This window comes from Nocardiopsis sp. CA-288880 (assembly GCF_050955985.1).
In the GTDB taxonomy this organism is placed as follows: domain Bacteria; phylum Actinomycetota; class Actinomycetes; order Streptosporangiales; family Streptosporangiaceae; genus Nocardiopsis; species Nocardiopsis tropica.
In genome coordinates, this window is record NZ_CP192105.1 from 2,425,384 (window position 1) to 2,451,868 (window position 26,485).

Sequence of the window (26,485 nt, forward strand, 5' to 3'; positions counted from 1 at the left end):
AGAGGCTTGGCGCATGCAAGATCTTCGACAACAGCTGATGGAGGGGCAGGCTGACGTCCCCCGCGTGGGAACCCTCGTGCAGATGGAGGGCAGGTTCCCGCCCTGTCTCGTCCGGGACGCCGCAGGCCACGAGGTCGAGCCCATCACCCAGTACCTGAGGGACCTTGCCCTCAGCGACATGAGCCCTCTGACCTGCCGCAGCTACGGCTACGACCTCCAGCGCTGGTTCCGGGTTCTGTGGGCCCTGGACATCGGTTGGGAGGAGGCGACGGGCGCCGAAGCCGATGTGCTGGTCGGCTGGATGAAGTCGACGCGGAACCCGCAGCGGCGGCGGACCCGGCCTGGACAAACAGCGCCCGGCACGGTGAATATCCGCACGGGCAAGCCCGCCCTCGCCGCCAGGTACGCACCGACCACGATCAACCACACGCTGACGGTGGTCCACGGCTTCTACACCTTCCACGCGCACTACGGCCGAGGCCCGGAGGCCAACCCGATCCCTTCCTCCAGGGAACGCCGGGCGGCGTTGGCGCACCGCAGCCCGATCGAGCGCAGGCCGACGTTTCGGCGAGCGCGGCTACGCCAACGGGTTCCGGAGGCGATTCCGCGGGCCATCCCCGATCAGCTGTGGGACGAGCTGTTCGCCGCGATGACCTGTGACCGGGACCGCGCCCTGCTGCTGTTCTATGTCTCCAGCGGTGCGCGGGCCAGCGAACTGCTGGGGGCGTGCATCGAGGACGTCGACTGGGCCGGGATGCGTGTGTATGTGATCTCCAAAGGCACACGGGCACGCCAGGCGGTCCCTGCTTCCCCAGAGGCGTTTCGCTACCTAGCGTCCTACCTGGACCAAGAAGGCACACCAGCGCCAGGACAGCCGCTGTGGCGGACACGGCGCGGCCAGGCGCGTGCACTGTCGTACTGGGCGATGCGGCGGGTGATGCAGCGGGCCAACGATCATCTCGGCACCAACTGGACCTTGCACGACCTGCGGCATACCGCCGCCACGAGGATGGCCAACGATCCGAAGATGACGCTGACGGAGGTACAGACCATCCTGCGCCACGCCGGGATCGAGACGACCGGGCGGTACACCAAAGTGCGGCTGGAGGACCTGGTCGACAAGCTCGCCGAACACTACGAGCGTCCACGCCCGCAGCGCAGCTACACGCCGGGCTACGACCTGGAGGATATTAAGGCGGTGTTCGGTGGATAGCAGCTACACCATGCGCAACCGGCGCTCCCCAGAACTGCGCGCGGCCCCCAAGCGCACCCCCCGGTCCCGGTTTGCGGTCGCCGACCTCGTGCCGGCGCCAGCCGTACCGGACTCACCGCCCCGACCGTTCGGGGTACTCGACCGGGCTTCGATCGACACCCTCGTGGCCCTGGTCGCCGAACAGATCGGATCACAGGAGAAATCCCCGCGGAACAAACGCAGCACCGGGGCCCGACGTCTGCTGGAGCACCTGGCCACCTTCAAGGGCTCGACCTGGCAGGATCGGTGGCAGGCCAGCGGACTGAACGAAGGTGGTCGCCCCGTCAGCGCCCTGGTCGCCAACAAGTACCACGGCTACAACATGACGCACGGGTTGAAGGCGCTGCTGTGCCTGCGCGTGATCCAGCCGAGCCTGCTGGCGTTTCGATCCAACAAGTTCAACCAGTACCCCCACGCCTTCCGCGAAGCCCAGGGCGATGCGCTACTGGATACGTTCTTCGAGCAGGTGGCACGCCTACCGGCTCAGCGCAAGCATCAGTACAGGGCGCTCTTCGATGTGGCGTGCGCGCTGACCACCCAGGGCATCGCCCTGGCCGCCCTGACCCCGCAGGCGCTGCTGTACTACGCGCATGAATGCCGACGCCTTGGCGCGGTGGTCGCGGACAACGGCAGCGGCACCACCTACCCGGGGCTGATGGCCTGGGACGTGCTGCACGGCATGGGACACTTCCCGCCAGGGACCGCACCGACGCTGCGGACCTACATCTACAAGGGGCAGCGCACCGTCGAGGAAATGGTCGACTTCTACCAGGTGTCCCACCCCGGTGTGCGGGACCTCCTGATCACCTACCTCACACGTCGCAAGGCCGACACCGACTACAACACCCGGGAAGGGCTGGCGCGGGTGCTCGCCGGGTCCTTCTGGCACACGATCGAGAAGATCGCTCCCGAGCAGCAGGATCTGCGCCTGCCGCAAGAGGTCTACGACCAGTGGCGATAGGCGATTCGCTACCGCAAGGACGGCAAGCTCCGCCAAGACGAGGGCGCACAGATCCTGCTCCCCGTCCGTGCCTTCTACATGGACATCCAAAGCTGGGCGCTGGAGGAGGCCGAGCCCTGGCGCAGGTGGGCTGCGCCGTGCCCAATCCCACCCCATGATCTGCGGGGGTTCGCTGAACGTCGACGTCGGATCACCGAACGGATGGCCGAGCGGGTTCGGCAACGACAGCCTTTGCTGCCCCGGCTGGTCGCCCATGTTGAGGAGCGGTACACCGCCGCCCGTGATCTGTTGGAGGCTGCACGTTCCGTCCCTCTCGGTGACCGGTTCACCCACCAAGGGCGTGGCTACGAGCGCATGGACAAACGTGACGACCGGCGGCACCACGACGACCCCTTCCGGCCCTCGATCCGCGTTCGTGACCTCCAGACCGAGGAAGTTCGCCACCTGGTCGTTGAGGAAGAGGTGGCCTTCTGGGAATGGGCCTACGTGGAGGTTCTCCGACAGACCGGCATCCGGGTGGAGGAACTCGTCGAGCTCACGCACCTGAGCATCCGCCAGTACCAGCGCGCTAACGGCGAGGTCATCGCGCTATTGGTTGTGGCGCCGTCCAAGAGCGACCGTGAGCGGGTCATTCCCATGTCCGCTGAGCTTTTCCACGTCGTTGCCATGATTGTGCGCCGCCATACCGTTCATGGACCGGTTGCCCTGCTGCCCCGTTACGACGGACACGAGCGTACCTGGGGCGAACCGATGCCCTACCTGTTCCAACGGCAGATCGGCACAGTCCGCAAAGTCACCAGCACCGGCACGGTGCTGGGCGCGATCCGGCGGCGTTGCGAGGCCCTGGGCGAGACCGATCCGGCCTTCCGCAATCTCAGTTTCACTCCTCACGACTTCCGCCGCTTGTTCGCCACGGACCTGGTCAACAACGGTCTGCCGATCCACATCGGCGCTGCCCTTCTCGGCCACATGAACCTGCAAACCACCCGCGGGTACGTTGCAGTGTTCAACGAGGACATCACCCGTCACTACCAGGAGTTCCTCGCTCGGCGGCGGGACCTTCGCCCCAGCGAGGAGTACCGGGCAGCAACCACGGAGGAGATGAACGAGTTCGAGGAACACTTCGACAAGCGTAAGGTCGAACTCGGCTCCTGTGGTCGCCCCTACGGCACACCCTGTCAGCACGAACACGCCTGTATCCGCTGCCCGATGCTGCATGTCAACCCAAAGATGTTGCCCCGACTCCAAGAGCTGGAAGACGACCTCCTTCAACGACGCCAGCACGCCATCGCAGAAGGGTGGCTGGGAGAGATAGAAGGCATCGACCTGACCTTGCGCTTCCTAAACGAGAAGCGCGATCAGGCGGATCGACTCACCCGGGTCACCGGAGAGGTCGAACTCGGAATTCCCTGGGTACGGGATTCGCGAGCGAACGCGAAGCAACAGCATGCCAACTGATGGTATTGTGCAATAATGTGATTCACTCTCGAATGCCTTTGGGAAAATTGGCACCCTCCTGACCCTTTCCTCGCAGGCGGTGCTAGCGGCTCCCATGAACCGACCAAGCGCACAGCGCGCCGAATAGAGGACGTGCAGACTGATGACTGAGGCTGACTGGCAGAAGGTTGTGGAGAAGCTTCTCCTGATGTCCTCTGGGCCAACAGAAAAGCAACGCGAAATCGCTGATGCGACTTCGGCCCACCTGGAACCCAAAACCCCCGAGCGTGTTGCCGCTGCCCTGCTGCGCGCCCATCTTGCACGTCCGCTTGGTTTGTTTGAACCTCGATCGATTAGCGACGCGGAATACGAATATCTCGACCGCGTGGCAACCGAGGCAGGCATGCTCATACCAAAAAAAATTGAAGACCGAGATCTCCTGGATGCATGGCTGCATGTCGCGTGGGCAAATAGGGCCGCATTTCATCTTAAGCGCCTGCGCCCTGAAGTGGGAGATGTGGCAGTTATCTCCGAAGAGGAAAAGGCAAAGGGAAAGGATGGGAGATACGGGGAAATTAGCTCGATCAGTGACGATGGTCGGTTAAATTTTCGTGGCGTCCGGGGTGGACGTGTACGCCCTCATCACGTCAAGCGCATCGTGAAAGTGGGAGAAGAGGACCATGCCGATCTGGTTGGCAAGGTGCGCGAAGAAGCGTTGTCCAGAAACCGTTATCCAGAACGCGTCACTAACAGTGAACTGGCCTTGCTTGAGCCCTGGAAAGTAACACGCGATCCTTCTTTAGCTGATCTAGGAGCTTTCCGTGACGCGCTCGCAGGCGCCACTAAAGAGCGGCCGATGCAAGTTGCCCTGGAGAAACACCCATCACTTTTTTCGAAAATTATCCTTGGCGGAAATCACGGAATTTGGGTTCGTCCACAGGTCCAGTTCGGCAACCACTACATGGCTGACTTCCTCGTTGCCATTCGCAACTCGGCAGGTCTTTATTGGGTCCTCGTTGAACTGGAGAGCCCAACTCATAGGCTCACTAATCCGGGTAACGGTCGAGCTTCATCCGCCCTCCGACACGCCGTCGATCAGATCGAGGACTGGCGTAAGTGGCTCACCACGAATCTCAGGTCTGCTCGCGCCCCTCGTGAAGACGGAGGTTTGGGGCTTCCAGGGATCAATGTGAATGCGAGAGGCCTCATCGTCATGGGGAGAGAAGATGTTTCAGATAGCGCTACCGACATCCGGGAACGCTATTCCAGTCAAAGTGGGATAGAAATTCGAACGTATGATTCGCTAGTTCGAACAGCAGAAGGGGAGGGAGCGATGGTTCAAGGCATGCCAGTAGATAAGGATGAAAGCCTCCATGGGGGCTTCTAATAAAAACCAGTAGATTCTCCGGTGACCGCCTTCCAGGCTCGCAGTCGGTCACCTACTTCGTTATTCGGGCAGCCAGCTTCACGGTGCCCCTACGAGTTTTCTCTCTTGCCCGAGATGGACCTCGTTTCGGTGCTGGCGCCGCGTGACGAGCCAGCCTTCTTCGCACGAAGACGCACCGATGTGTCAGTAGACGGCTTGACAAAGTGCAGAGAAACAGGGACCAACCCAGAGGGTTGCCCCGGGGCCCGGCAGCGGACTCGTAGTCCTTGCGGGAGCGGGGCCGATATGGCCAGGAGAATCCTTGAGTGAATCACCCGTCCATCAAAGTTTAATTTTTATTCTTTGATAGATGGTGGCTCGATGAAAGGAAGACGCTGATGGCCACATGGGAAGCGGCGTACTGGGAGTCCGGTGTCGGCTCCGGGATGCCGCGCTCCGCACGGTTCTCCGGGCCCTACCAGCGCTATGTCCCCGACGGTGTCGACGGCTTCGCCCTGGCGGTCGACGGAGTCCTCTCGCGAAGTGTCAACACGGTCGAGCGCAGCATCCGTGCTCTCAACGGTCCGAACGCGGAGAACCTGGCCGGCATCGCACGCTTCCTCCTGCGCTCGGAGGCCATCCCCAGTTCACGTATCGAGGGCATCGCACCGTCGGCGCAACAGGTAGCACTCGCCGAACTCGGACAGTCAGAAGCCGTTCGCGGGGTGCCTATAGTCACGACCACGGGTTGGGGTCCTGAAGGTCCTTCGGGTTTTCGTCGAGAACCTGCCGTGTTTGCGCGCCGAGCACCTGGGCCAGGTAGCGGTATACCCCGGTACATGGCAGAGATTCCAATAAAACCGGTACGAAACATCCTCCGGGTGCACGCCCTCAGTGCCTGTGGTGCACCCACGTAGGTGCACCACAGGGAACTGGATTTCAGCTGGTTCGGCTCTTCCGGGGAAGGTGCGAGGAAAGCAGTGGTCGTATGCTCTATGTCCTAATTCTGCGCTATGTCGTCCTTATGGATGTGGTCGTGCCCCACACGCCCGATCACATCAGCTACCTGGAGAAGCACCGTCCCCGTGGCGTGCTCCTGTTATCCGGGCGGATCGTGCCCGTCGAGCTCGTTCGCTCGCGTGGTCCGGAGACCGATTGGGGCCGCTGATCGGGATACCAACTCGCTCTCCGCTGACCTGATTTGGCCACGTAGCGAGAAGGCATGGCGCCTTCAACCGGTCAGGATCCGACGTTGGCCCTGTAGATGACTCCGGAACTCGGCTCGGAGCCGAGGCAGCGGTGCCGGTGCTCCGAGCCTGTGGAGGAACTCGTCGACACCCCAGGTAATGAGCCCTCCCTGCCGCGACAGGTACAGTCCTACCCGGTCGATGCGGTACGCGTCGTTGTAGTCGAGCAGCAGGTATCCGGCGAGTTGGTAGACCTCTTCGCGGCCCATGTGGCGGGGCCGGGTCGTGGCCTTGCAGTCCAGGAGAAGGCCGTTCAGGATGAAGTCGGCGTCAGCCCCGCCGATGTCGGAACTGCCGGCGAACACCGGACCGCACACGTTGGAGTAGTTGAGCCCTTGAAAAGGGGACAGGGGCTCACGCGAGAGCTCTAGCTGCTCGGCGATGTCGTCGACGACGTAGGAGGGCACAGCGTCAACGAGGTCGGTGAGAGCCGTACCCGGGTCTGCCGAGGTGAACATGCTCTGGTGCCTGACCACTCCGTTGCGCATGACGTCCTCGAAGAAACCCGCGACGTAACAGAGGCGGGTGAGTTCGGCGTCATCGAGCCGGGCCCAGCCGGCCAGATGGTCCCCGATGACCTCCAGCAGTCGCAGACCGGCCGTATACAGGGCTTTCCGGCCTTCCGCTCCGGGCGCGCCGGGCAGATGCATCTGACTGCCCAGGGCGTCGATGCCGAGGGTGACTGCACCGCCCAGGTCGCCGCCGAAGGAAAGCCGGAGACGGTAGTCGACGGTGCGTCCGAGGTTCGCCCAGTGGGGGCGCCGCACGTTCATGGGTTGCACGGGGTGCGGCAGGGTTTCGACGTACTTCTGGTACTCGCGGGTGATGTTGCCGTGGTGGGGCAGGTGCTGTGCGAGGAATTCCGACACCGGTGAGGCGCTGAACCTCAACTGCGTGGTCAGCGGCAGGTCGATCATCGGGCGCCCGCCGAGGTATCCGTGTTGGTCAGGTCCCGCGACGGCCGCCTCGTAGGCGTCAAGCCAGTCGAGAGCCCCGATATCGAGGCCGTGGCGGGCTCGGGTCACCGCGACGTAGATCAGACGGGCCTCTGCCGGGAGCATCGGCAACTGGACACCGTCCTCGTCCTTGGGAGGGCAGGTGAAGCCTTCCCCGATGCGGACCGAGTCCCATTGGCGGCCTTTGGCCTTGTGGGCGGTCGACACCGTGACCTGGGCCTCCCGTTCGTCGGACAACTGCTTGACCGCACTGTGGATCACCTCGGTACCGAAGGTGTCGACGGCCTTCACCAACGGCCGCAACTGCTGGCCATCGGGGTCGGATTCGACGAAGTCCTGGACCTCCTGCCAGGCACGGAAGAGGAACAGGTCGGGATGGTAGGTGCGCTGTCCTGTCCTGAGCGCATCGGCGGCCTCGGCAATGGCCTCCAATGCGTGGCCGCCACCCGCCAGGGCCACGGGGACCCCTCGTTCCAGGTAGCCCACGACCTCCTTGAGCGCGTCCGCGTTGCCCCGGCACAGCACCGCGTCCGGCTCGGCCAGAGGAGAGACCCGGGTGGGGGCGGGTCCGTGTCCGGTCAGTCGCATAGGGGATTCGGCGTATTCGAGCCAACGGTTGGCGACATCGGCGATGGGCCGGCCGAAGCGGAAGGAACGGGTGAGGTGAAGGTGCTCGGCCTGGAATCCGGACATGATGTCACGGGCCCCGCGCCAGGCGTAGATCTGTTGAGCAGGATCACCGACGCACACCCGTTGGGAGTCCTGGGCCAGGAAGACCTTCTCGAACACGGCATTGGTGTCCTGTGCCTCGTCGAGCAGGACGAAGTCCGCCTTCAGGTCGGGTTCGGTCAGTGCCCACATCTTGAGGTAGTGGTCGTGTTCGAACCTGAGCCGTCCCTCGAGGAGTTGGAGGTCCTCCCACACCCGCAGGGCGAAGGGGAGCAGCGCCACGGCGACGAAGTCATTCGATGTGTCGTCCAGTCCGTTGATGTGCTCCATGTGGTGGGCCATGAGGTGCGGGTCCGCAGAATAGCAGAAGCGTCGCACCATACCTCGGACCAGGCGGACCTGGTGGAAGAGGTCGATGGCTTTTCCGTCGACCTCCAGGGGGCGATCGATGCCGAGAATCCGGGCAGTCTCCCGAGCGGGGACACGGGAAGCGTTGAGACGTCGGCCGTACTTCCTGCCGACCGCATGGAAGGCGAGCTGGTGAACGGTCCTGCACTGAACCCTTCCGCCGAAGAGATTTTGGGCCGCGTCGGCGATCCCCCGGTTGAAGGCGATGTACAGGCCGCGTCGATGCGGGGCGGACTCGGCCATCAGAGCCAGGGTGGAGGTCTTGCCGGTACCTGCTCCGGCAATGAGCGCCAGTTCCCGGCCTTCGGCGAAGGTGTCCCGAGCGGCCTGCTGTTCTTCGGTGGGGTCGATGGTCAAGAGGGTCCTCTCTGTGAAATCCGACGACTTTCTATCACCTGCCGCAGTCAACTGGATGAGGCTACGGCCCGGATGGCCCGACAAAGGATGGAGGATCGGCGCCCATGCACAATCCTTCAGGAAAATCCAGGGACTTTGTGCTCGGATCTGAAGAGAGGCTCGGAGCCACCTTCGGCGTCACGTGGTCCCTGGCATACCCCTTCGGCCTGATGGAGCGGTCCGACAAAGGAACGTCCACGCCGCCGGGCACCCGTGCAGACGTGGAGATGACACGTCAGAAGCTCCAAGCGCATAGGTGATAACCACGCCCGACGAGGGCTGGGGGTCCATCTATTGCACTTCTGCTTCCGCCATTCCTCCAGGGTGCCCGGGGAGAGATCTCTGTAGTTCTCTCCCCGGGTTCACCAGAGCCCATCCGGTGTTCCGCGTCACGGATGCCGAGCCTATGAGCCGGTCCTGTCCCTGCCTCCTCTGCGGATGGAGACCACCTCCAGCTCGGCGCCCATGCCCCGAAGAGCCGTCTCTGTGTGGAGGAGGGAGACCTGTGCGAAAGCGAACAGCGAGTCCACGGTCATCGGTACTCCGCCCTTGAGGAAGATGCCGAAGACGACAGTGGGGTTGGTGAAGGAACGGTCAGCAGGGTGGTCAGGAGCGGTGTGATCGATCTTCTCGATGAATCTCCGCTTGGCCGCGGCGTCGTAGCGCAGGGTCTCCAGGGACATTCGCCCCTGGGCGAAGAGGTGGTTGAGGGGCGCGGTCCCCTTCCTGCCATCGGCTCGCTTGATGTGGATGAGTTGTCCTTCGGGGCCGAGCAGATCACAGATCTCCAGCCCGCCTCCACGAAGGCGTTTCGTGCGGACGGTGTTCTTGTCGAACAGGAGGTATCCCTCCTGTTCGGAGGCGAGCTCGTTGTACTTGTCCTCGCTCGTGCGGGCGGGCCACGGCGGCAAGGTGATACTTGTGGGACGGCTGAGCAGTTCAGTCACCCGCCGCCGGATCATCGTGAGATACTCCGCTCCGACCTCGTACCACCGGCCCTGCCAGTAGAAGTAGTGCACGTTCGCGTCGGGGATCTGGACGGTCAGCCACTGGTCGGCGGGGAGCGCCCTGCTGATCGGGTCACTCGCGTCGGTATCGGCGAACATGGTCACACGCCCCTTGCGTAAGGCCTCCAGACGGCGCCCCGGGACCTGAGACTTCGCGGTTCGGACGAGGGACTCCGCGTCGAGGTCGGTCACGGTTTCGCGGTGCCCCGCCACGGACACGCGGAAGGCCTCGGCGAGGTCGAACCTTTCCCGAGCCTCGGACGGTACCGTCAACGCCATCTGCCGCACATCCTCCGACCCGAGAAGAGAATCCAAGCGCTCATCGAGACGGCGGGCGAGGTCCGACTTGCCCTGCAGCGGACGCACCTGGGTGATGAACTCGAATTCCGGAAGGGGGTCGGGACGGGCGCACACCCTTTCAACGGCCTGAAGATCCGAGAACAGGGCATCCGGATTCCGGCCGAGGTGGAGCTTGATCGAACGGTCGTTGCCGGTGATGTGCGCGGGACGTGATCCATCTCGGGTGAAGGTCAGTGGAACACCGCTGACCTGTCCCGAGATCTGGCTGACGATCTCACCGAACTCCTCGATCCCGAAGCCCCGGATGTGCTCGCCCGATGTGGCGGAGTTCTCGTCGGTCCGCCCGCGGGCATCCATGACCTGCCGACGGACCCTGGTGATGCGGTCCTTTTCCAAGCACCGGACGGCGAACTCGATCCCGAAGCCGGGATCGATCCTGCTCGGGTCGAGCATCAGGTGCCCCATGCCGTAGCTGAGGGCGTAGATATGACGGTCCGTTCGGACCAGCAGGAGGCCGAAGGACGTGCGGTTCTCCTCCTCCACGGTGAGTCCGGTCAGTCCGCTCAGCATCGAGCACCAGCCTGCCGTACCCGGGGCGACGGTACCGGTGACGAGAAGCCCCTCGAGGGGGCCATTGGTGAACTGGCGGGCATGGAACCCTTCGCGTTCGAGGTAGCGGCGCAGTAGCAGAGAACGCAGGTTCTCTGACGTCGGGTCCGAACTTCTGAGGCGGTAGAGCGAGGTCTTACCGGTGGTGGGCGGCTGTTTGGCCAGAGGGGAGGTCATGGCGGCGGGTGCCCTTTCCATTGCTGTGTCCGGTTGCCGGTGGTCCGAGGGCCGCCCCGGGCGGGGGCGGGGCGGCTGGAGCGAGCGGGGTGGGGCTGTGTCAGACGACGTCGCCGACGAAGTAGACGGTTTCGCGCACGTAGTCGTCCACCTCCTCCCAGTCGCTGAGCGTCAGCTCGACCTGGAGGTAGGACTCGTCTTCGGGCAGGGCACAGCCGTAGCCGGCGGTGGCGGTGCGGCCGCCCATGACAGCGGAGGTGAAGCCGGTGCCGGTGTCGTCGGTGTAGACGTCCTCGGCGGTGCGGCCCTCCTCGCCGACCTGGCAGTAGACCGCCAGGTAGGTGAGATCGACGGGGGCGTCGGTGCCGTTGTCGAACTGGATGTCGAAGTACACGTACGGAGCGCTCTCGGGCATGTCCCACTCACCGGAGACACGGCGCTCGACGCCCGCCAGACGGACCGTGAGACCGTCGGCGTAGGTGTATTCGGAGCCGAACTCCTCCTCGACCGCGCTGGGGGCCTCCTCCTCGTCGGGTTCGGTCGCCTCCTCCTCGGTGGGGGACCCGGCGGCCTCCTGTGCGGGCTCCAGGTCCACGACCTGGTTCTCGTCGGGGGCGCCGGCGCAGCCGGTGGCGGCCACGAGCAGGAACAGGAGGCCGCTGAGGGCGGGCTTGAAAGACTTCACGGGGGATCTCCTCCGTCGGTGGGAAGCGGCGGCCCTGCGAGGGCCGCGTCCGGACGTCCACCGCATGTCCGCCCGGAGGGGGGACGATGTGCGCTGGTAGGACCAGCATGCTGCGCCCCATGCCGCTGTGGAAGCTGGGAGGTTGACAAGGGGGGTTATCGAACTCGCCAAAGTCTGTATGTACTGCGTCGGCGCACTGGGAGCCTCACGCGCACGCCCGCAGCGCAGACCCCCTCGATGCGAACGAAGTGCTCTGCGGTAGGCGGACTACGCGTGCCAGGGCCAGGGGCCAGCACGAGCTGGATGGGCCGTAGACGGGGACAGCGCGAAGGGCCGGAGAACCGCTACTCGGTTCCCCGGCCCTCGGTGTTACGTCCCGCGCTCAGCCCCGGGAGGCGGGGGCCCACTCGTGGGCAAAGGTCTCCATCTGCTTGATGACGGAGTCGATCGCTTCCTTCTCCTGGTCGGGCGGGTAGTCGAACTTGGCCAGCAGGCGGCGCACCCGGTTGCGCAGCTTGGCCCGCACCGGCTCGCGGGACAGCCAGTCGGTGCTCAGGTTCTTACGGATGTCCCTGACCAGGGAACGGGCGATGTCGGCCAACGTGTCGTCACCCATCAGGTCCTTGGCCGTGCCGTGCGAGGCCACGGCGTCGTAGAAGGCCAGCTCCGCGTCGTTGAGCGGTGGGTCGAACTCCTCGCCCCGCCGGGCCTCGGCCATGACCTCCTCGGCCAGCGAGAACAGCGCGGCCAGCGCCTCGGCACTGCTGAGCTGCTCGTGCATGTAGCGGATCATGAGTTTCTCCAGACGTTCGGTGAAGCGTTCCCTGCTGATGGCGTTGTGCCGGGTGACCTCGCGCATCTTCTCCTGGACCAGGCGGCGCAGCGCCTCGGCCGCCAGGTGCGGGGTTTTCGACTCCTGCATGCGGTGCAGCTGAGCCTCGTTGAGCCGGGTGATGTCCAACCGGCCCATGCCCGCCTCGGCGTACAGGTCGGTGATCCCCTCGGCGTCGACCGCCGAGGCCGCCAACTGCGACAGGTAGGTGCTGATCTCGGCGGGCAAGGTCTCCCCCCGTGCCTCGCGGTTGGCGGCCTCGATCTTGACCACCCAGGCGCGCACCTCCACGAAGAAGGCGATGTCGCGCCGCCAGTGCTCCAGGTCCCCGAAGCGTTCACTGATCTGCGCACTCATCGAACACAGTTGGTAGAAGCGCTCCAACCGGGTGGCGCTCTCCCGGAAGCGCTCGGACAGGGACTTCTCGTCGCCCTCACCGGGCCGGCGCTGGGCCTCGGGGGAGACCAGGTGGTTGGAGACCAGTTGGAGGGCGTGCCTGCGCGAACCCTGCTCGCTCGCGGCGAGCAGCCTGCGCCAGTCGATGCCCGACAGCAGCCCGCAGATGGTGTCGTACTCGTTGCGGACCTCGCTGATGGCCCGGTCGATGCCCCGGCCCAGCGTCTTGTCCTCCTGGTCGCCGGGCGAGTACTCGGCCAGCGCCTTGCGGAGGTTGTCCGACAGCGGGGCGTAGCCCACCAACAGCCCGTCCTGCTTGTTGCGGAAGCGCCGGTTGACGCGGGCCAGAGCCTGCATCAGGTTGGCGCCGCGCATGGGCCGGTCCATGTACATGGTGTGGATCGGCGGCGCGTCGTACCCGGTCAGCAGCATCGAGTGGACGATGAGCAGCTGCAGCTCGTCGTCGGGGTCCTTGGCACGGGCCTGGACGACCTTGTGCTCGGAGGGGCGCATCGCGTGCGCCTTGAGCTCGGCCTCGTCCGAGGGGTCGCTGTGGAAGACCACCTTCATCACGCCCCGGTCCGGGCCCTCGCCCACCCACTCGGGGCGCAGCTCCGCCAGGGCGTCGAACACCCGCACGCACACCTCACGGGTGGCACACACCAGCATGGCCTTGCCCGGCCCGCCCAGGTAGGGGCGCACCAGCTTCGAGCGCTCCTCCCAGTGCTCGACCAGGTCCCGGGCGAGCTTGTCCACCCGGTCGGGGGCGCCGTAGATGCTGGTCATCTTCAGCGCTGCCTTGAGCGCCCTGCGGCGCTCGGCGTCGTCCATGGCGGCGGTGAGCGTGTCGGCCTGGGCGTCGATCTCGGTCGGGTCCACCCCCTCGGGCAGGGAGATCTCGATCAGCCGCGGCTCGTGGTAGACGCGCACGGTCGCGCCGTCCTCCACGGCCCGGCGCAGGTCGTAGACGTCGATGTAGTCCTGGCCCCCGCCGAACACCTCGCGGGTGTTGGCCTCGGCCTTGGAGATAGGGGTCCCGGTGAAGGCCAGCAGGGTGGCGTGCGGCAGGGCGTCGCGCAGGTGGCGGGCGTATCCGTCGAGGCTGTCGTAGTGGCTGCGGTGGGCCTCGTCGACGATGACGAGGATGTTGCGCCGGTCGGACAGCAGCGGATGGTCGGCTCCCGACTCGCGCTCGGCCTTGGTGCGGCCGAACTTCTGCAGGGTGGTGAAGACGATCCCGCCGGTGGTGGTGTTGGTGAGGACGTCGCGCAACTCCTGGCGGCTGTCGGCCCGGACGGGGTCGGTGCCCAGTAGTTCCCGGCTGGCCTGGAAGGTGCCCAGGAGCTGGTCGTCCAGGTCGTTGCGGTCGGTGACGACCAGGACGGTCGGGTTGTTCAGCGCCGGTTCGCGGGCCACCAGGCCGCTCAGGCACACCATCTCCTCGGACTTGCCGGAGCCCTGCGTGTGCCAGACCACACCCGCCTGCCCGTTGGTGCGCGAGGCCTCCACGACAGCCTTGAGTGCCTTGGTGACGGCGAAGTACTGGTGGGCTTTGGCCACCCGCTTGCCCTGACCGCTGCCGCTGCCGTTGCTGGTGAAGTTGACGAAGTTGCGGGCCAGGTCCAGGAACCGTGACTGCGCGAACAATCCGTGCAGGGCCAGCGCCAGCGCGTCGGGCGCCTCCGCGTCGGAGTACTCGAAGTCGGGGCTGTCGGCCGGGTTGCCCCGACCGTCCACGTTCCAGGGGGCGAAGTGCTCGAAGGGGGTGAACGGGGTGCCGTACTTGGCGGTGACCCCGTCCGAGACCAGGCAGAGCACGTTGTAGCGGAAGGCCTTGGGGAACTCCTCGGCGTAGGTGCCCAGTTGGGCGTGGGCGCCGGCGAGGGTGGTGCGCGCATCGGAGGCGTTCTTGAGCTCCACTACCGCCAAAGGGAGGCCGTTCACGTAGAGGACGACGTCGAAGCGGCGTTCGTGGTCGTCGTCGAGCAGCCGCACCTGGTTGACCGCGCGGAAGGTGTTGGCAGCCGGATCCCTGAAGTCCACCAGGCGCACGGTGGGGGAGTGCTCGGCTCCGAACTCGTCGGTGTAGGTGAGGCGGATACCGGAGGTGAGGTAGCCGTGCGCGAGCCGGTTCTCGGGGAGCGGGTCGCGGGACTGGGGGGTGGCGGCGATCGTCATCACCCGGTCCACAGCCGAGGGGGGAAGGTCGGGGTTGAGCCGCTCCACGGCCTCGCGCAGGTCATGGTGGAGGAGGAGGTCGTCCCAGACCCGGCGCTGGCAGTCGGGGGCGGGGGTGAACTCCCGGCCGGAGCCGGTCCGCCAGGCCAGCTCGCCGAGCTCGTCCAGGGCGTACTGCTCCCAGTCGGCCTCGGTCATCCGGCCGGAGGCCGCGAGGTCGGGGGAGACGTCGGAGGGGGCTGCCTCGCCGGGTCTGGGGGGTGTCATACGTTGTCCTCCACAATTTTCTCAGCGTCCTTGACGCGGAGCTTTCCGGACATCAGTTGGGGGAGAAGGGTGTCACGCAGTTCCGCGAGGGTTTGGGATTCGGAATTTAGAGATTTGGCGAGGGAGAACGCCTTTTCTGCATCCTTCCCGAACCTCTGGATCTGTTCAGTTTTCGGCTTGTTGATTATGAATTTGGAGGCGTCGGCAGCGCTTGCCCTTTGGCGGCCGGAGGTGCCAGCCATATTCTGAATCACGTGTTTCCTGAAACGCTGATCACGAGCAAGGAAGTAGCTGAACTCTGGAGGGACTCCTGGATGCGAACGCATCACGATGAATTCGGTCGACCCTACTCCGACCTGTCCTTCGTTCATGAAGTCAACGAAACCTGTCTTTCCGTTCTCCAGGCAGGGGGTAATGCGAGCAAGGAGGGTGTCTCCATTGATGAAACGGCTGCCAGATTTGGGAGTTCTATGGGTCCAGGTGGTGATGGGAGCCCGCTCCACCGAGAGAGCCGCCATATCCACATAGATGGCGTCATCCTCGGTCGGTTTCGGTGTCTTGGGATTGAAGGCGACTAGATCGCTGGCTTGAACAGTCTGCGTTCCTTCTTCTTTGGAGGAGAGGATATTTTCGAAATGGGAGCTGAGGATCTCTTCCTGTGTGGCGATGATGCGCTCGTTGACTGTGATCTTGTCGTCTAGCGCTCCGATCGCCGCAGTGATCGCATTTCTCTCATCCTGAGGAGGTATGACGATGGGAATCTGTCGAACGTCGCGTAGATTGAGGGTGGCTTGGACGGTGGTGGTCTGCCTGGTTCCCATGTGATGCTGGGCAAAACTACTCTGCAGACAAAGCCTTATCCAACGGGAAGAAATTTGTGACGAAGGCTTGAGGACAGCAATTGCACGTGCGACGTTCCAGCCTTCCATCTCTGGTGGAACGATAGCAGTTTCCCCAACGGAGCCGACAAGTGACAGAAGAACCTCGCCGCCTTCAAGGCGGGTTCGGGAGTAGTTGTTGCTGATTTCAGGAGAAACCCGCAAAGGGTTTGTTTGCAATATGCTGCCGTTGCGCAAATCCTTTACGCGAACAATGGGGACTCCTGTTGTTGTGTGATTTCCCGGCTGAACAATGCCATAGGAGACATTTCCGCCTTTCAGGAGGTTTTCCAGTGGCTCAATTTTCCATTCTTTGGGATATTTGTCATGCTTGATTTCTGTTTCTTCATATTTCTTATGCATTCAAGTTCCCGAGCTGCTCGCGGACGACACCCTCAAGACGCTTGGACTCGTCGAAGTGCTCGAAGAGCTCCTTCGTCAGGCGGGCGATCTTCTCGTCCAGCGGTTCGGCGTCCGGGTCCTCCTCGACCTCGGCCGCACCCACATACCGCCCCGGGGTGAGCACGTAGTCGTGCTTGGCGATCTCCTGGAGCTTGGCCGAGTAGGCGAAGCCGGGAACGTCCTCGTAGGTCAGCTTCTTCTTCCTTGCGGAGGGGGTACCCCGCCAGGCGTGGAAGGTGTCGGCGATCTTCTCCAAGTCCTCCGCAGAGAACACCCGCTCAGTGCGGTTGACCATCTCGCCCATCTCCCGGGCGTCGATGAACAGCACCTCGCCGCGCCTGTCGTTGGTCGCCTCGGCGCCCTGCACGCCCTTGTCCCTGGTCAGGAACCACAGGCACGCCGGGATCGCGGTGGTCCGGAACAGGTTCCCGGGCAGCGCCACCATGCACGCCACCAGATCCGCGTCCACCATCGCCTTGCGGATCTCGCCCTCACCCGAGGACTGCGAGGACATCGACCCGTTGGCCAGGACCACGCCCGCTTTGCCACGGTCGCCCAGCTTGGAGACGATGTGCTGCAACCAGGCGTAGTTGGCGTTGTTCGCCGGGGGCACGCCGAACTTCCACCGGTTGTCGTCCGTGCGCCGCTCCCACGGGTGCAGGTTGAACGGCGGGTTGGCCAGCACGAAGTCGGCCTTGAGGTCGGGCAACTTGTCCTCGCCGAACGTGTCCGCCCACCGCTTGCCCACGCCCTCGGGGTCCATGCCGTGGATGGCCAGGTTCATCTTGGCCAGCCGCCACGTCCGCTCGTTGGCCTCCTGGCCGTAGACCGCGAGGTCGTGGGTGGTGTCGCGCCCCTTGCGGCTCTCGACGAACTTCTGGGCCTGCACGAACATGCCGCCGGACCCGCAGCACGGGTCGTAGACCCGGCCCTCGTACGGCTCCAGGATCTCCACCAGCAGCTCCACCACGCTCTTGGGCGTGTAGAACTCACCGGCCCGCTTGCCCTCGGCCCGCGCGAACTGCTCCAGGAAGTACTCGTAGGTCTCGCCGAGCACGTCCTGTGCGGTCTTGACCTCGGTGCCCGCGAACCGGGCGTCGCTGATGAGGTCCACCAGCCCCTTCAGCCGCTTCTGGTCGACGTTGTCACGGTTGAAGATCTGTGGCAGCACGCCGGTCAGCGCCTTGTTGCTCGCCATGATCTCGCCCATCGCGTCGTCGATGAGCTTGCCGACGCCCTCGGGGGCGCTGGCCGCGTTCTCGGCGATGTGGTTCCACCGGGCCCGGGTCGGCACCCAGAAGACGTTCTCCTCGCTGTAGGAGTCCTGGTCCTCCAGGAAGGCGTCCCAGCGGTGCTCGGAGATGCCGTCCTCCTCCAGTTCGGCAACGATCTCCTCCCGCCGCTCGGCGAAGGCGTCCGAGACGTACTTGAGGAAGACCAGCCCCAGCACGAACTCCTTGTACTGGGCGGCGTCCATGGACCCGCGCAGCTGGTCGGCGGCCTTCCACAGGATGGCCCGGATCTCCTCGGGGGTGGAGGCGGTGAACAGCTCCCCCTGCTGGCTGCTGGAGCGTTTACGTGGCGGCATATGTGTTGTTCTTTCTGGGTTGTGGTGCTGTCCGGTGGCGCACACGGGGGGTGTGGGGCCGGAACAGCGAGGTGTAGGAGAAAGTCTGTCAGCCGGCGGGGACGGCCAGGGTCCCGTCGCTGAACCCGGCGGCGCTCAGCCGCCGGATGGTGTCGAGCTCGGTGCGCTGGGCGTCCAACAGGGCGCGTCTGTGGTCGACCTCGGCGAGGAAGGCGTCCAGCCGCGCCGCCTCGTCCGGGTGCAGGTCGGGCACCGCCACCTCCCCGACGCCGCGCGCGGCGCGGACCGCCCCCGCGGGACGCTGCGTGGAGGAGGTCCCCTCCAGCAGCAGTGCCAGTACCCGGGGGGTGAGGGGTCGGCGTACGCTCTGGTCGACCCGCAGCACGCGGGCGGGGAAGGCCACCACTGACGAACCCCCGTGGTCGACCATCACCCCGAACTCCGGGCTGGACGTGTACACCACGTCGCCGGGTTCGGTCAGAAGCACATGCGGATACTCCGCCGCCAGCACCAACCGGTCGACCCGGCGACCTCCGCGCGGAGCCCGGCCCAGGACCTCGTCCGGCCCGAGCACGTCCACCTGGCCGCCCGGGTCGATGTGCTCGGGCGCGATTCGGTGTCCCTTGACGGGCGCGACCCGACCCTGCTGCACGAGGGTACTGACGGTGACGCGCTCCGGTGCGGGGCCGACGCGACGCTCCAGGGCGCCACGGAGGGGACCGTGTTCGCCGGCACGGGCGTGCGCCCTGCCCTCGGCTTCGGAGAGGCGCACTTCGGCCTCGGCGATGAGGGCGGGACGGTCGTGGACGGTACGGGACACGATCCGGGACATCGGCGGTCCCGGCGGCACGAGGGGCTCCCCGAACCGTTCCTCCAGGTCCTTGACGGCCACCGGCAACCCGTATCGGGGGTCGTGGCCGCCCAGGTGGTGCCCCTCGGCCCGCCAGAGCAGGATGTCCTCGGCCAGGGTGTCGCGGACACCGGCGTCCAGCGGCCGGGCCCCGATATCGCTGATCAGCACCCGGCCGCGCGCGGCGGTCACCGGGTCCCGGTGCAGGGTCCACAGGGCGCTCCCGTACCCGGGCCGGTAGGGGTCGGCGCCGCCCGGCAGGGTGGTCACCGATTCGACCAGCCCGCCGCGGAGCAGGCTCGAACGGATCTGCGCCTCGCGCGTGTCCAGCGCGCCGACCAGCGCGTCGGCGGGACCGATGATCACTGCGGTGCACCCCGGCCGGAGCAGGTCGCCGAGGGCCTCGATCTTCTCCAGGGCGTGGAGCCGTGAGCGGTTCTCCCCGTCCTGGTAGGGCAGGAGGGTGACCACCAGATCGAGGTCGGCCATCCGTTCTTCCAGTTCGGTACCGGTCTGTACGTCCAGGTCGAACTCGGCCACCCCCGCCAGTACCAGACGGCGGCGGACCAACCTGGCCAGGTCGGCTCGCCTCTCGGCAGCCAGCACGGTGCTGTCGGAGGGGTCGTCGAGGGCGGTCACGATGTCGCGGAGCAGGTCCCCGCACAGGGCGTGCGGATCGGCGACGGTGAGGGTGCCGTCGCCGCAGACGTGTCCGAGGGGGTCGGCGACCTGCACGATGAGGCGGCGCAGTTCGGGGGAGAGGGAACCGGTGTCCGGGCCGGTGAGGCCGAGCCGGTGCCGTTGGGCCATGAGGTGTTCGTGGGCGCCGCCTGGGGTGTAGGCGGCCTCGATCAGCTCTTCGGCGAAGGGCGCGAGCCGGAAGGAGAGCGCCGGGTCCGCCCTCAGTTCCCGAAGAAAGTACTCGTCTTCGGAATCCATGCGCTCCACCCGGGCCAGTAGCGCGTCCTGAGTGGTACCGGAGAGGGGTTTGTCGTCCATGTGGTGCAGGCACAGCAGTGCGCCCAGCATCGAGACGAGGCGCTGTGCTCCGATCTCCTCGGCGAGGCGGATCAGGCCGTGGGCGGCGATTTCCGGGGCGATCTCGTCGGCCGGGGTGTTGCCCAGTCCGGTGGCGGTGAGCCAGTCGGCCACGACGCGGCCGTCGAACCAGGTGCGGTTGCCCTCCTCCACCACGGGTGTGGGGAAGTCGGGGTAGCGGCGGCGCCAGGTGGAGACGACCGGGCGCTGGACCCGGGCCAGGCCGGCGATGTCGGACAGGGAGAGCAACGGGGCTGGTGGGTGCATCCGGTGCTTCCTCGCTCTCTGTGCTGGGGGCGTGCCGCCACTCTAGAACAGAATCTGGGAATATGCTCGAGATTTTTTGATAACCATGGTTATCAAGCTGTCCATAGATTTTGGAGATGTTCTTTGGCTACCGTCCTTCGTGACGGTGCGAGCGGCCCGCCGCCCACCTCCCACACCACGACATCCGGTCTGCGACCGGAGCCCGGTAAGGAGTACCTCCCTGATGAGCCGACGCCACGACCGTCCCCGCAAGCACGCCTCCCGCACCTCCCGACCGCCCCGCGACCCCAAGGCGCGTCGCTGCGGCAAGCGCTGGTTCAAGGACCGGATCAGCGCCGAACTGGCCATCGCCAACATCCGCCGGTACGGACGGGCACAGTCGGAGCGGATGCCGCGACGCGCCTACGAGTGCCCGGCCTGCAAGGGCTGGCACCTGACCTCGAAGACCGGGCACAGCCGCTTCGCCCGGACCGATGAGACCCGGAGCGGCGGGAGCGCGTCGTCGACCCCCCACCGTGTCGGGGGAGGAGAGACAGGCACTCCTTCCCGGCGGCTGCGGACCGGTCAGACCGGGCGGGCCTTCCGTGCGGTCCAGGGCATGGAGCCCTGGGTGGCGGCCTACGCGGAGGAGCACCTCGCCGATCATGGCCGGGGCCCGACCTGGCGTGAGCTGGAAGCGGTGTTCGGCTGGAACCGGTGGGAGGGTGCGCTTGCCATCAGGTACCTGGTGGACCAGGGGTGGTTGCGGGAGGAATCCGCGAGCCCCCACCTGCTTCCCGTGGACTCTCGAACCGCGCAGGAGTAAGGAGCGGGAGTGCGAGGGCCCGGACCCTATGTCAACCTCTGTGCCAATCTCCGCGTCATGCTCACTGACGGGTTCTTTCGGCTGACTCGGGCAATGAGGTCGTGAATTTCGAGGTTTTGTCCCGTGCACCGCTGCTTCTCCCTTTTGTGTGTGTGCGTGTGCGAAGCAGGAGCGTGTCCCGCATTCGGATCACCGGTTGCCCCCGGCTGTGGCCCGCTTGTCCACTTCCCGCGAATGGCGCCCTTCGCTGCCCGCCGGCTCCGACAAAAGCCGGCATCTTCGTCGAGGCACGGCCCTTCCCGTGCCGAGATACCACCCGTACCACTGACGGCGTCCGTCTTACGGTGCACCCCCTGCCTCACAACAGCCGGAGAAAAAGTGAACCAAGGACACCGGGACACGGTCATCGCGCAGGAGCAGCAAGCGGTCGACCGCGCCTACCACCACTTCGAACGTTCAGAGGACAGGGTCCGTGGGCTCGCGCAGCGGCCGGCAGGGGCGAGTGCGAAGGACAACGCCGCCCAGCGGAAGGAGTTCGAGCAGCGGCTGGAGAACTTCCATCTGGGCGGCAAACCCCTGGTGTTCATGCGGGCCGACGTGGAGGAAGGAGGTGAGTACGAAACCTTCTATGTCGGGCGTATGGGTGTCAAGGATGACAAACAGAATCGATTGGTCATCAAATGGACGGCGCCGCTGGCCAAGAAGTGGCAGTTGGCCAAGGCCGGATCTCCGGGGTCGGTGCGCCTACGCCGCAGGCTCAGGTGCGATGGCCGCAAGGTCCTTTCCTACTTCGACGAGATCAGCCAGCCGGACCAGCACACGAGCGACCACTCGGGCCCCTCGCCCGCGCAGGTCGCGGCCCTGGTCACGCGCCGCAAGGTGGAGGAGCAGGAAGAGATGGTCGATCCCTTCCTGCTGGAGGAGCTCAACCGTGCCCGCAAGGGCCTGATGCGGGACATCGTCGAGACCATCCAGCGTGACCAGCTCGAACTGGTCTCCGACGAGCGCCCGGGCGCCCTGGTCATCCAGGGCGGCCCCGGAACGGGCAAGACCGCGGTCGGGCTGCATCGCGTGACCTGGCTGCTGGACAACGATCACTTCAGGGCCGACCAGATACTCGTGGTCGGGCCGCACCCGGAATTCCTGTCCTACGTCGGCCAGGTCCTGCCCTCACTCGGCACTCGCGGAGTGCGGGCACGGGCTCTGGAAGGGTTGTGGGAAGGTCGGGCCCGCGCTGAGGACGCACCGGTGCAGGCCCAGATCAAGTCCGACTCCATGATGGCGGAGGTGCTGGAGCGGGCTGTTCACGCTCTGATCCGACCCGAAGCCCTCACCGGACTCCTCACGGACGGCCAACTCGTCTTCCAGGACGACAGCCGCTACGTCACGGTGGAGGGGGACGACCTGGAGCAGATGGTCGAGCAGGCCCGGCAGCGCCCCGGCACCCACGCCGGCCGTCGACAGTACTTCGTCGACTCCCTCCTTGACCTTCTGATCAAGGAGCTTGCCAGCAGGCCCGGCCATCTGGGACGTGACCGAGGGATCCGCAAGCGGCTGGCCCAGAGCCGCACGGTGAACAAACTGGTCACGGCGGTCTGCCCGCAGTTTTCCGAGAAACGCCTGCTGCGCAGGCTGTTGAACGACCCCGAAACGCTGGCCGCCGCGGCCGAGGGAATCCTGGCCCGGGACGAGCAACAAGCTCTCATCCGTCCCAAGGCCTCTAACGAAGCCGAGGAACCCTGGACCCGTGCCGACCTGGTCTGCCTCGAGGAACTGAGTGTCCTGCTCACCGGAGACAGTCCCGAGCGCTACCAGCACATCGTGGTGGACGAGGCCCAGAACCTCACCCCCATGCAGGTACGCGGGCTGGCCCGGCGGTGCCCCAACGGGTCGCTCACCGTTCTGGGGGACCTGGCCCAGTCCACCGGGGAGCACCGCTACGAACGGTGGTCGGACTTCACGGACCTGCTCACGCTGCGGAACGGGTGGCACCTCCACGAACTCACCGTCGGATACCGGATTCCGCACGAGGTCATGCACGTCGCCGTTCCCTCGGCCGTGGCTGTGGCGCCGACCGTGCGCAGCCCCACCCCGGTGCGCCCCCCGGAAGAGGGGAACGCCATGGTGCGCGGGACCAGCTCCGACAACCTCCTGGAGGAGGTGGCGGCGCAGGTGGACCAACTGCGGGAACCGGGAGGACAACGCCGGTCGATCGCGGTCATCACCGCCGACGGCTCGCCCCTGTTGGGAAAGGCGAGGGAACGCCTGGCGACGGCAGGCCCGGGGGAGCCGGAGAACGACAAGGACGGCTCGGTGGTTCAGATCCTGCCGGTGTCCCGGGTCAACGGTCTGGAGTTCGACCATGTCGTCCTGGTGGAACCGGCAGAGATCACCGCTTCCGTCGCCAACGGGGCAGGTCTGCTCTACGTCGCCCTCACCAGGTGCACCCAGTCCCTGTCGGTCGTGTACGCGCGGCCGTTGCCCGACGTCCTGGTCGATCCCGAACTCCCACCTGGAGGGGGAAGGCCCGAGGCCGGGCGCTGCGTCCGGTTCCGAGTCGACGGAAACCGCTGCCGTAACACCACGAGCGCTCTCGACCGCTGGTGCCGCCAGGACGAGTGCGGGGGATACCGGACGGGGACCCCCGTCCCCCGTTCGGGAATGCCCGGGACACTGCCCTTCCCCGCGGGCACCGACCGAGACGCCGACCCGGTCCGGCACGAGGAAGGTCCCGAAGCGGTCCGTGTCACCGCCGCGGCGCGTGCCCGGTTCGCGACGCGGCATCGGGCCAGCGCGTGGGAGGCCCAGGTGGAGCTTCGCGCAATGGTGACCCATCTGTGGGAGGGCGGCAGTTGGGCCCTGCGCAGGGACGGGTCCTGGTTGCTCGACGACCGGGGATACCGGCTGGTGCTGAGCCCGGACGCCCGGTCCGTGACGGATTACCAGACCGTCCACCTGGAGCGGAGCTACGCCCAGTTCCTGGCGGGAGTGCCCTCCCGGTACGGCCTGACCCGTCCCGGAGCCTCGGAAGCGGGGCCGACGGATCCCGCGCAGGCCTCCCCGGACCTTGCTTCCGACCGGATTCCCCGACCACGAAAATCGACCACGATGGAGCAGAGCATGTCCGATACGGGTGAGACCGCTGGGAACGGCTTCCTTGCCGTCATCCGTGCGGCGGTACAGCGCGAAAGGGTGGATTTCGGCCACGAGAGCCTGCGGCACCAGCTCATGGCGGACCTGTACAAGCGGCACTGGACACCGAAGAACTCCGAGTTCATCGACGTGGAGTGCGAAGGGCCGGACGGCAATTACCTGTACGAGGTCCTGGGCACGGACGGCCACACCTATGACCGGATGCGCGAGGGCGTCCTTCGGATCATGGAGATCGAGTACGCGACGGGCACGAAGGCCGACTGGGCCTTCCTGGTGCTTCCGCAGCCCCCGGAACCTCCCGAAGCGGCTTCGGTGGTGAGCGAGGTGTTCGGCACCGAGGTGATCTGGCGGTCCGGCGAAGCCTGGGAGGGAACACGGGTGGACCTGGCGCTGGGGAACGAGCCGTAGGAAGTCCGGCACGTGCCGGTGCGCGCGTGACCGGGTGCCAGGCGACCGGGCGTCGGCAGGCGCTCCAAGCTGGAACGAGGTCACACGGCCCTTCTCGGCCTCGACCTCCGTCGGGTCGGCGGAGGGCGGCGGTATCGACACCCTCCGGTCCTGTCGCCGTGGCAGCACGATCATCTGCCCGCTGCCCGCTGCCCGCTGCCCGCCAGTGGGCAGCCGCCTCACGGAACGTCCGGTACCTGGAAGGACTCGGTGATCCACAGCGGCTCACCGTCCCCGCACACGACCCGCAACCCCTCGGCGGGCTCCAGACTGGTGCGTTTCACCACGCGTCGAGCCCCGTCGACCTCGGCCACCGGGTGCTCGCGTGAGCGCATGAAGCGATGGGTTCTGACCTGGTTGTGAATCGTGCGGGCCTCGTCGGACCACCGGATGCGGGCGAAATCCTCCTCCATGAACCCCGCGTAGGAGGCCGCGGAGTGCTCCTGTGGGTCGCCGGGGTCCCCGGCGGCGACGCGGGCCAGGGCAGTACGGAGCAACTCGTAGGTGACCGGCATCGCGTCGGCGCAGTAGCTGGACCAGGTGATGTCGTCGGTCAGGGGTATGCCGCCCTTCTGGGCGAGGATGTTGCCCGTGTCGAAGTCCTCGTCCATCCGGTGGACGGTGACGCCCCCGGTGCGGTCACCGTTGCGGATGGCCCAGAGCAGCGGTGCCGGGCCCCGGTACCCCGGCAGCATCGACACGTGGACGTTGATCACGCCGTGCCGCGGGATGTCCAGCACGGAACGGGGAAGCCTCCACGCGAAACCGAAGACGATCACCAGGTCGGGGCGGTAGCTTTCCAGCGCTCGTGCCAGGCCCTCGACGGATCCGGGGAGCAACAGGTCCATCCCCCGCGGAACGGCGCCGAGGATGGCCGCGGTCGTCTCACCGGCGTCGTCGAGGTCGGGGCCGCCGGAGCGCAGAGAGCGTCCGTGGAAGTAGGCGACCGGAAGATGGCCGGAGTCCGAGCAGGCCGCGTGGATGGTGGAGAACTCGTCGGGTCCGGACGAGATCACGCAAATGCGCAGAGGGATCGACATCTCCCTGTTTCTTCCTGGCTGGAGGAGTTGGTTATCGGATATGCGGTCACTTCAGGGCGAACTCATTGTGGGGGACGGCAGAATTCCATGCCGATTCAAATGCCTGGGCGCACAACTTCGCCACGTCCGGATCGGTGCTGACCTGGTTTCCTACCCAGCCGCCGTCTCCGGTGAAATGGTTGAACAGCACTTTCGCGCTGTCGAAGATCCAGCAGTCGTTGCCGGGCAGGGCCAGGCCGGAGGTGCGTGTGCGCGGCAGCCAGCGAATGTCCTCTCCTGCGGCGAGGTTCTGGGGAGTCCCCTCGTGCTCGAACCGGATGTACTCGCTCACCGGTTCCGAGACGATCCGCACCCGGCGCAGGCGTACGTCCCGGGCGGCGGTGGCCCGCATCAGGTCGAGCCAACCGGCCTTGCTCTGCGCGTCCTGCTCCGGGCCCCAGTCGCCGACACGCCACCTCTCGACGTCGGCCTGTTCCTCCGCCACCGCGTAGTGGTCGCGCATCTCCAGGTGGTAGGCGGATTCTTGGCACTCGTTGAAGAACCGGGCCCAACCCGCAGCGTCAAGAGACTCCACTCGTACCGTCCTTCGGCAGGTGGTCGAACAGGCTGGCCGGTACTCGGACGACCGTTTCGCCAGGGGGGATTCTCATCTGCTTCAAGTCGTCCGGATCGTTGACGACGTACCCCTGGACGATGAAATCGCCGCTCTCCTCATCCTGGTACAAGCGGGGTGAACCGCCCTGCCCCGTGCTGCCGCCGACGAACTCGATTCTCATGAGTACCTTATGTATCCCAACATCGTGAACCTGGGGGAACTGCCCGATCGGTTGCAAGGACGATAGCAGTCGGAGTGGTCGCCGAGAAGAAGTTTCGT

Annotated in this window: 16 protein-coding genes; 6 read left to right on the forward strand and 10 right to left on the reverse strand. The window is 65.9% G+C overall.

The window, feature by feature from the left end; all coding sequences use genetic code 11:
- The first annotated feature begins 13 nt into the window (after window positions 1–13).
- From ACQPYD_RS10535 to ACQPYD_RS10550, 4 genes are all read left to right on the forward strand, one after another.
- On the forward strand, window positions 14–1,213 hold the full coding sequence (locus ACQPYD_RS10535; RefSeq protein ID WP_433700798.1) for a tyrosine-type recombinase/integrase: 1,200 nt from the start codon (window positions 14–16) through the stop codon (window positions 1,211–1,213).
- Window positions 1,206–2,213: a hypothetical protein gene (locus tag ACQPYD_RS10540; RefSeq protein ID WP_433700799.1), complete on the forward strand. Its 1,008-nt coding sequence runs from the start codon at window positions 1,206–1,208 to the stop codon at window positions 2,211–2,213. The genes ACQPYD_RS10535 and ACQPYD_RS10540 overlap by 8 nt, the downstream gene beginning before the upstream one ends.
- Before the next feature lie 78 nt (window positions 2,214–2,291).
- Window positions 2,292–3,671 carry a tyrosine-type recombinase/integrase gene (locus ACQPYD_RS10545; protein ID WP_433700800.1) on the forward strand — a complete coding sequence of 460 codons (1,380 nt, stop codon included), beginning with the start codon at window positions 2,292–2,294 and terminating at the stop codon, window positions 3,669–3,671.
- 142 nt (window positions 3,672–3,813) lie between these two features.
- Entirely contained in the window at window positions 3,814–5,037 is a 1,224-nt protein-coding gene (locus tag ACQPYD_RS10550) for a Shedu anti-phage system protein SduA domain-containing protein (protein WP_433700801.1), read from the forward strand.
- Between the two features lie 1,210 nt (window positions 5,038–6,247).
- Here the strand turns inward: ACQPYD_RS10550 and ACQPYD_RS10555 are convergent.
- The 7 genes from ACQPYD_RS10555 to ACQPYD_RS10585 form a co-directional block, all read right to left on the reverse strand.
- Window positions 6,248–8,653 (reverse strand): UvrD-helicase domain-containing protein, encoded by a 2,406-nt coding sequence (locus ACQPYD_RS10555; protein ID WP_433700802.1) that lies wholly within the window; start codon window positions 8,651–8,653, stop codon window positions 6,248–6,250.
- Window positions 8,654–9,096: 443 nt separating this feature from the next.
- A complete protein-coding gene (locus ACQPYD_RS10560; protein ID WP_433700803.1) occupies window positions 9,097–10,785 on the reverse strand; it encodes a DUF6119 family protein in 1,689 nt (562 codons plus the stop codon).
- Between the two features lie 100 nt (window positions 10,786–10,885).
- Window positions 10,886–11,470 (reverse strand): hypothetical protein, encoded by a 585-nt coding sequence (locus ACQPYD_RS10565; RefSeq protein ID WP_433700804.1) that lies wholly within the window; start codon window positions 11,468–11,470, stop codon window positions 10,886–10,888.
- A gap of 382 nt (window positions 11,471–11,852) precedes the next feature.
- On the reverse strand, window positions 11,853–15,143 hold the full coding sequence (locus tag ACQPYD_RS10570) for a type I restriction endonuclease subunit R (RefSeq protein ID WP_433700805.1): 3,291 nt from the start codon (window positions 15,141–15,143) through the stop codon (window positions 11,853–11,855).
- Complete coding sequence (locus tag ACQPYD_RS10575) at window positions 15,140–16,384, reverse strand: restriction endonuclease subunit S (RefSeq protein ID WP_433700806.1); 1,245 nt, start codon at window positions 16,382–16,384, stop codon at window positions 15,140–15,142. Before ACQPYD_RS10575 ends, ACQPYD_RS10570 begins: the two co-directional genes overlap by 4 nt.
- Window positions 16,377–18,011: a type I restriction-modification system subunit M gene (locus ACQPYD_RS10580; protein WP_433700807.1), complete on the reverse strand. Its 1,635-nt coding sequence runs from the start codon at window positions 18,009–18,011 to the stop codon at window positions 16,377–16,379. Before ACQPYD_RS10580 ends, ACQPYD_RS10575 begins: the two co-directional genes overlap by 8 nt.
- Before the next feature lie 88 nt (window positions 18,012–18,099).
- Window positions 18,100–20,166 (reverse strand): hypothetical protein, encoded by a 2,067-nt coding sequence (locus tag ACQPYD_RS10585; protein WP_433700808.1) that lies wholly within the window; start codon window positions 20,164–20,166, stop codon window positions 18,100–18,102.
- A 223-nt stretch (window positions 20,167–20,389) separates the two neighbouring features.
- Here ACQPYD_RS10585 and ACQPYD_RS10590 point away from each other — a divergent pair, with 223 nt between their 5' ends.
- A complete protein-coding gene (locus ACQPYD_RS10590; protein ID WP_433700809.1) occupies window positions 20,390–20,971 on the forward strand; it encodes a hypothetical protein in 582 nt (193 codons plus the stop codon).
- A 378-nt stretch (window positions 20,972–21,349) separates the two neighbouring features.
- The gene (locus tag ACQPYD_RS10595) at window positions 21,350–24,532 is read left to right on the forward strand and encodes a HelD family protein (RefSeq protein ID WP_433700810.1); all 3,183 of its coding nucleotides are present in this window, start codon (window positions 21,350–21,352) and stop codon (window positions 24,530–24,532) included.
- A 218-nt stretch (window positions 24,533–24,750) separates the two neighbouring features.
- Here the strand turns inward: ACQPYD_RS10595 and ACQPYD_RS10600 are convergent, their stop codons facing one another.
- The 3 genes from ACQPYD_RS10600 to ACQPYD_RS10610 are packed head-to-tail and all read right to left on the reverse strand — an operon-like array spanning window position 24,751 to window position 26,387.
- Window positions 24,751–25,611 (reverse strand): methionyl-tRNA formyltransferase, encoded by an 861-nt coding sequence (locus ACQPYD_RS10600; protein WP_433700811.1) that lies wholly within the window; start codon window positions 25,609–25,611, stop codon window positions 24,751–24,753.
- A gap of 46 nt (window positions 25,612–25,657) precedes the next feature.
- On the reverse strand, window positions 25,658–26,185 hold the full coding sequence (locus ACQPYD_RS10605; protein ID WP_433700812.1) for a DUF6879 family protein: 528 nt from the start codon (window positions 26,183–26,185) through the stop codon (window positions 25,658–25,660).
- Window positions 26,172–26,387, reverse strand: coding sequence for a hypothetical protein (locus tag ACQPYD_RS10610; protein WP_433700813.1), 216 nt, complete (start codon window positions 26,385–26,387; stop codon window positions 26,172–26,174). Before ACQPYD_RS10610 ends, ACQPYD_RS10605 begins: the two co-directional genes overlap by 14 nt.
- Window positions 26,388–26,485: the final 98 nt, after the last annotated feature.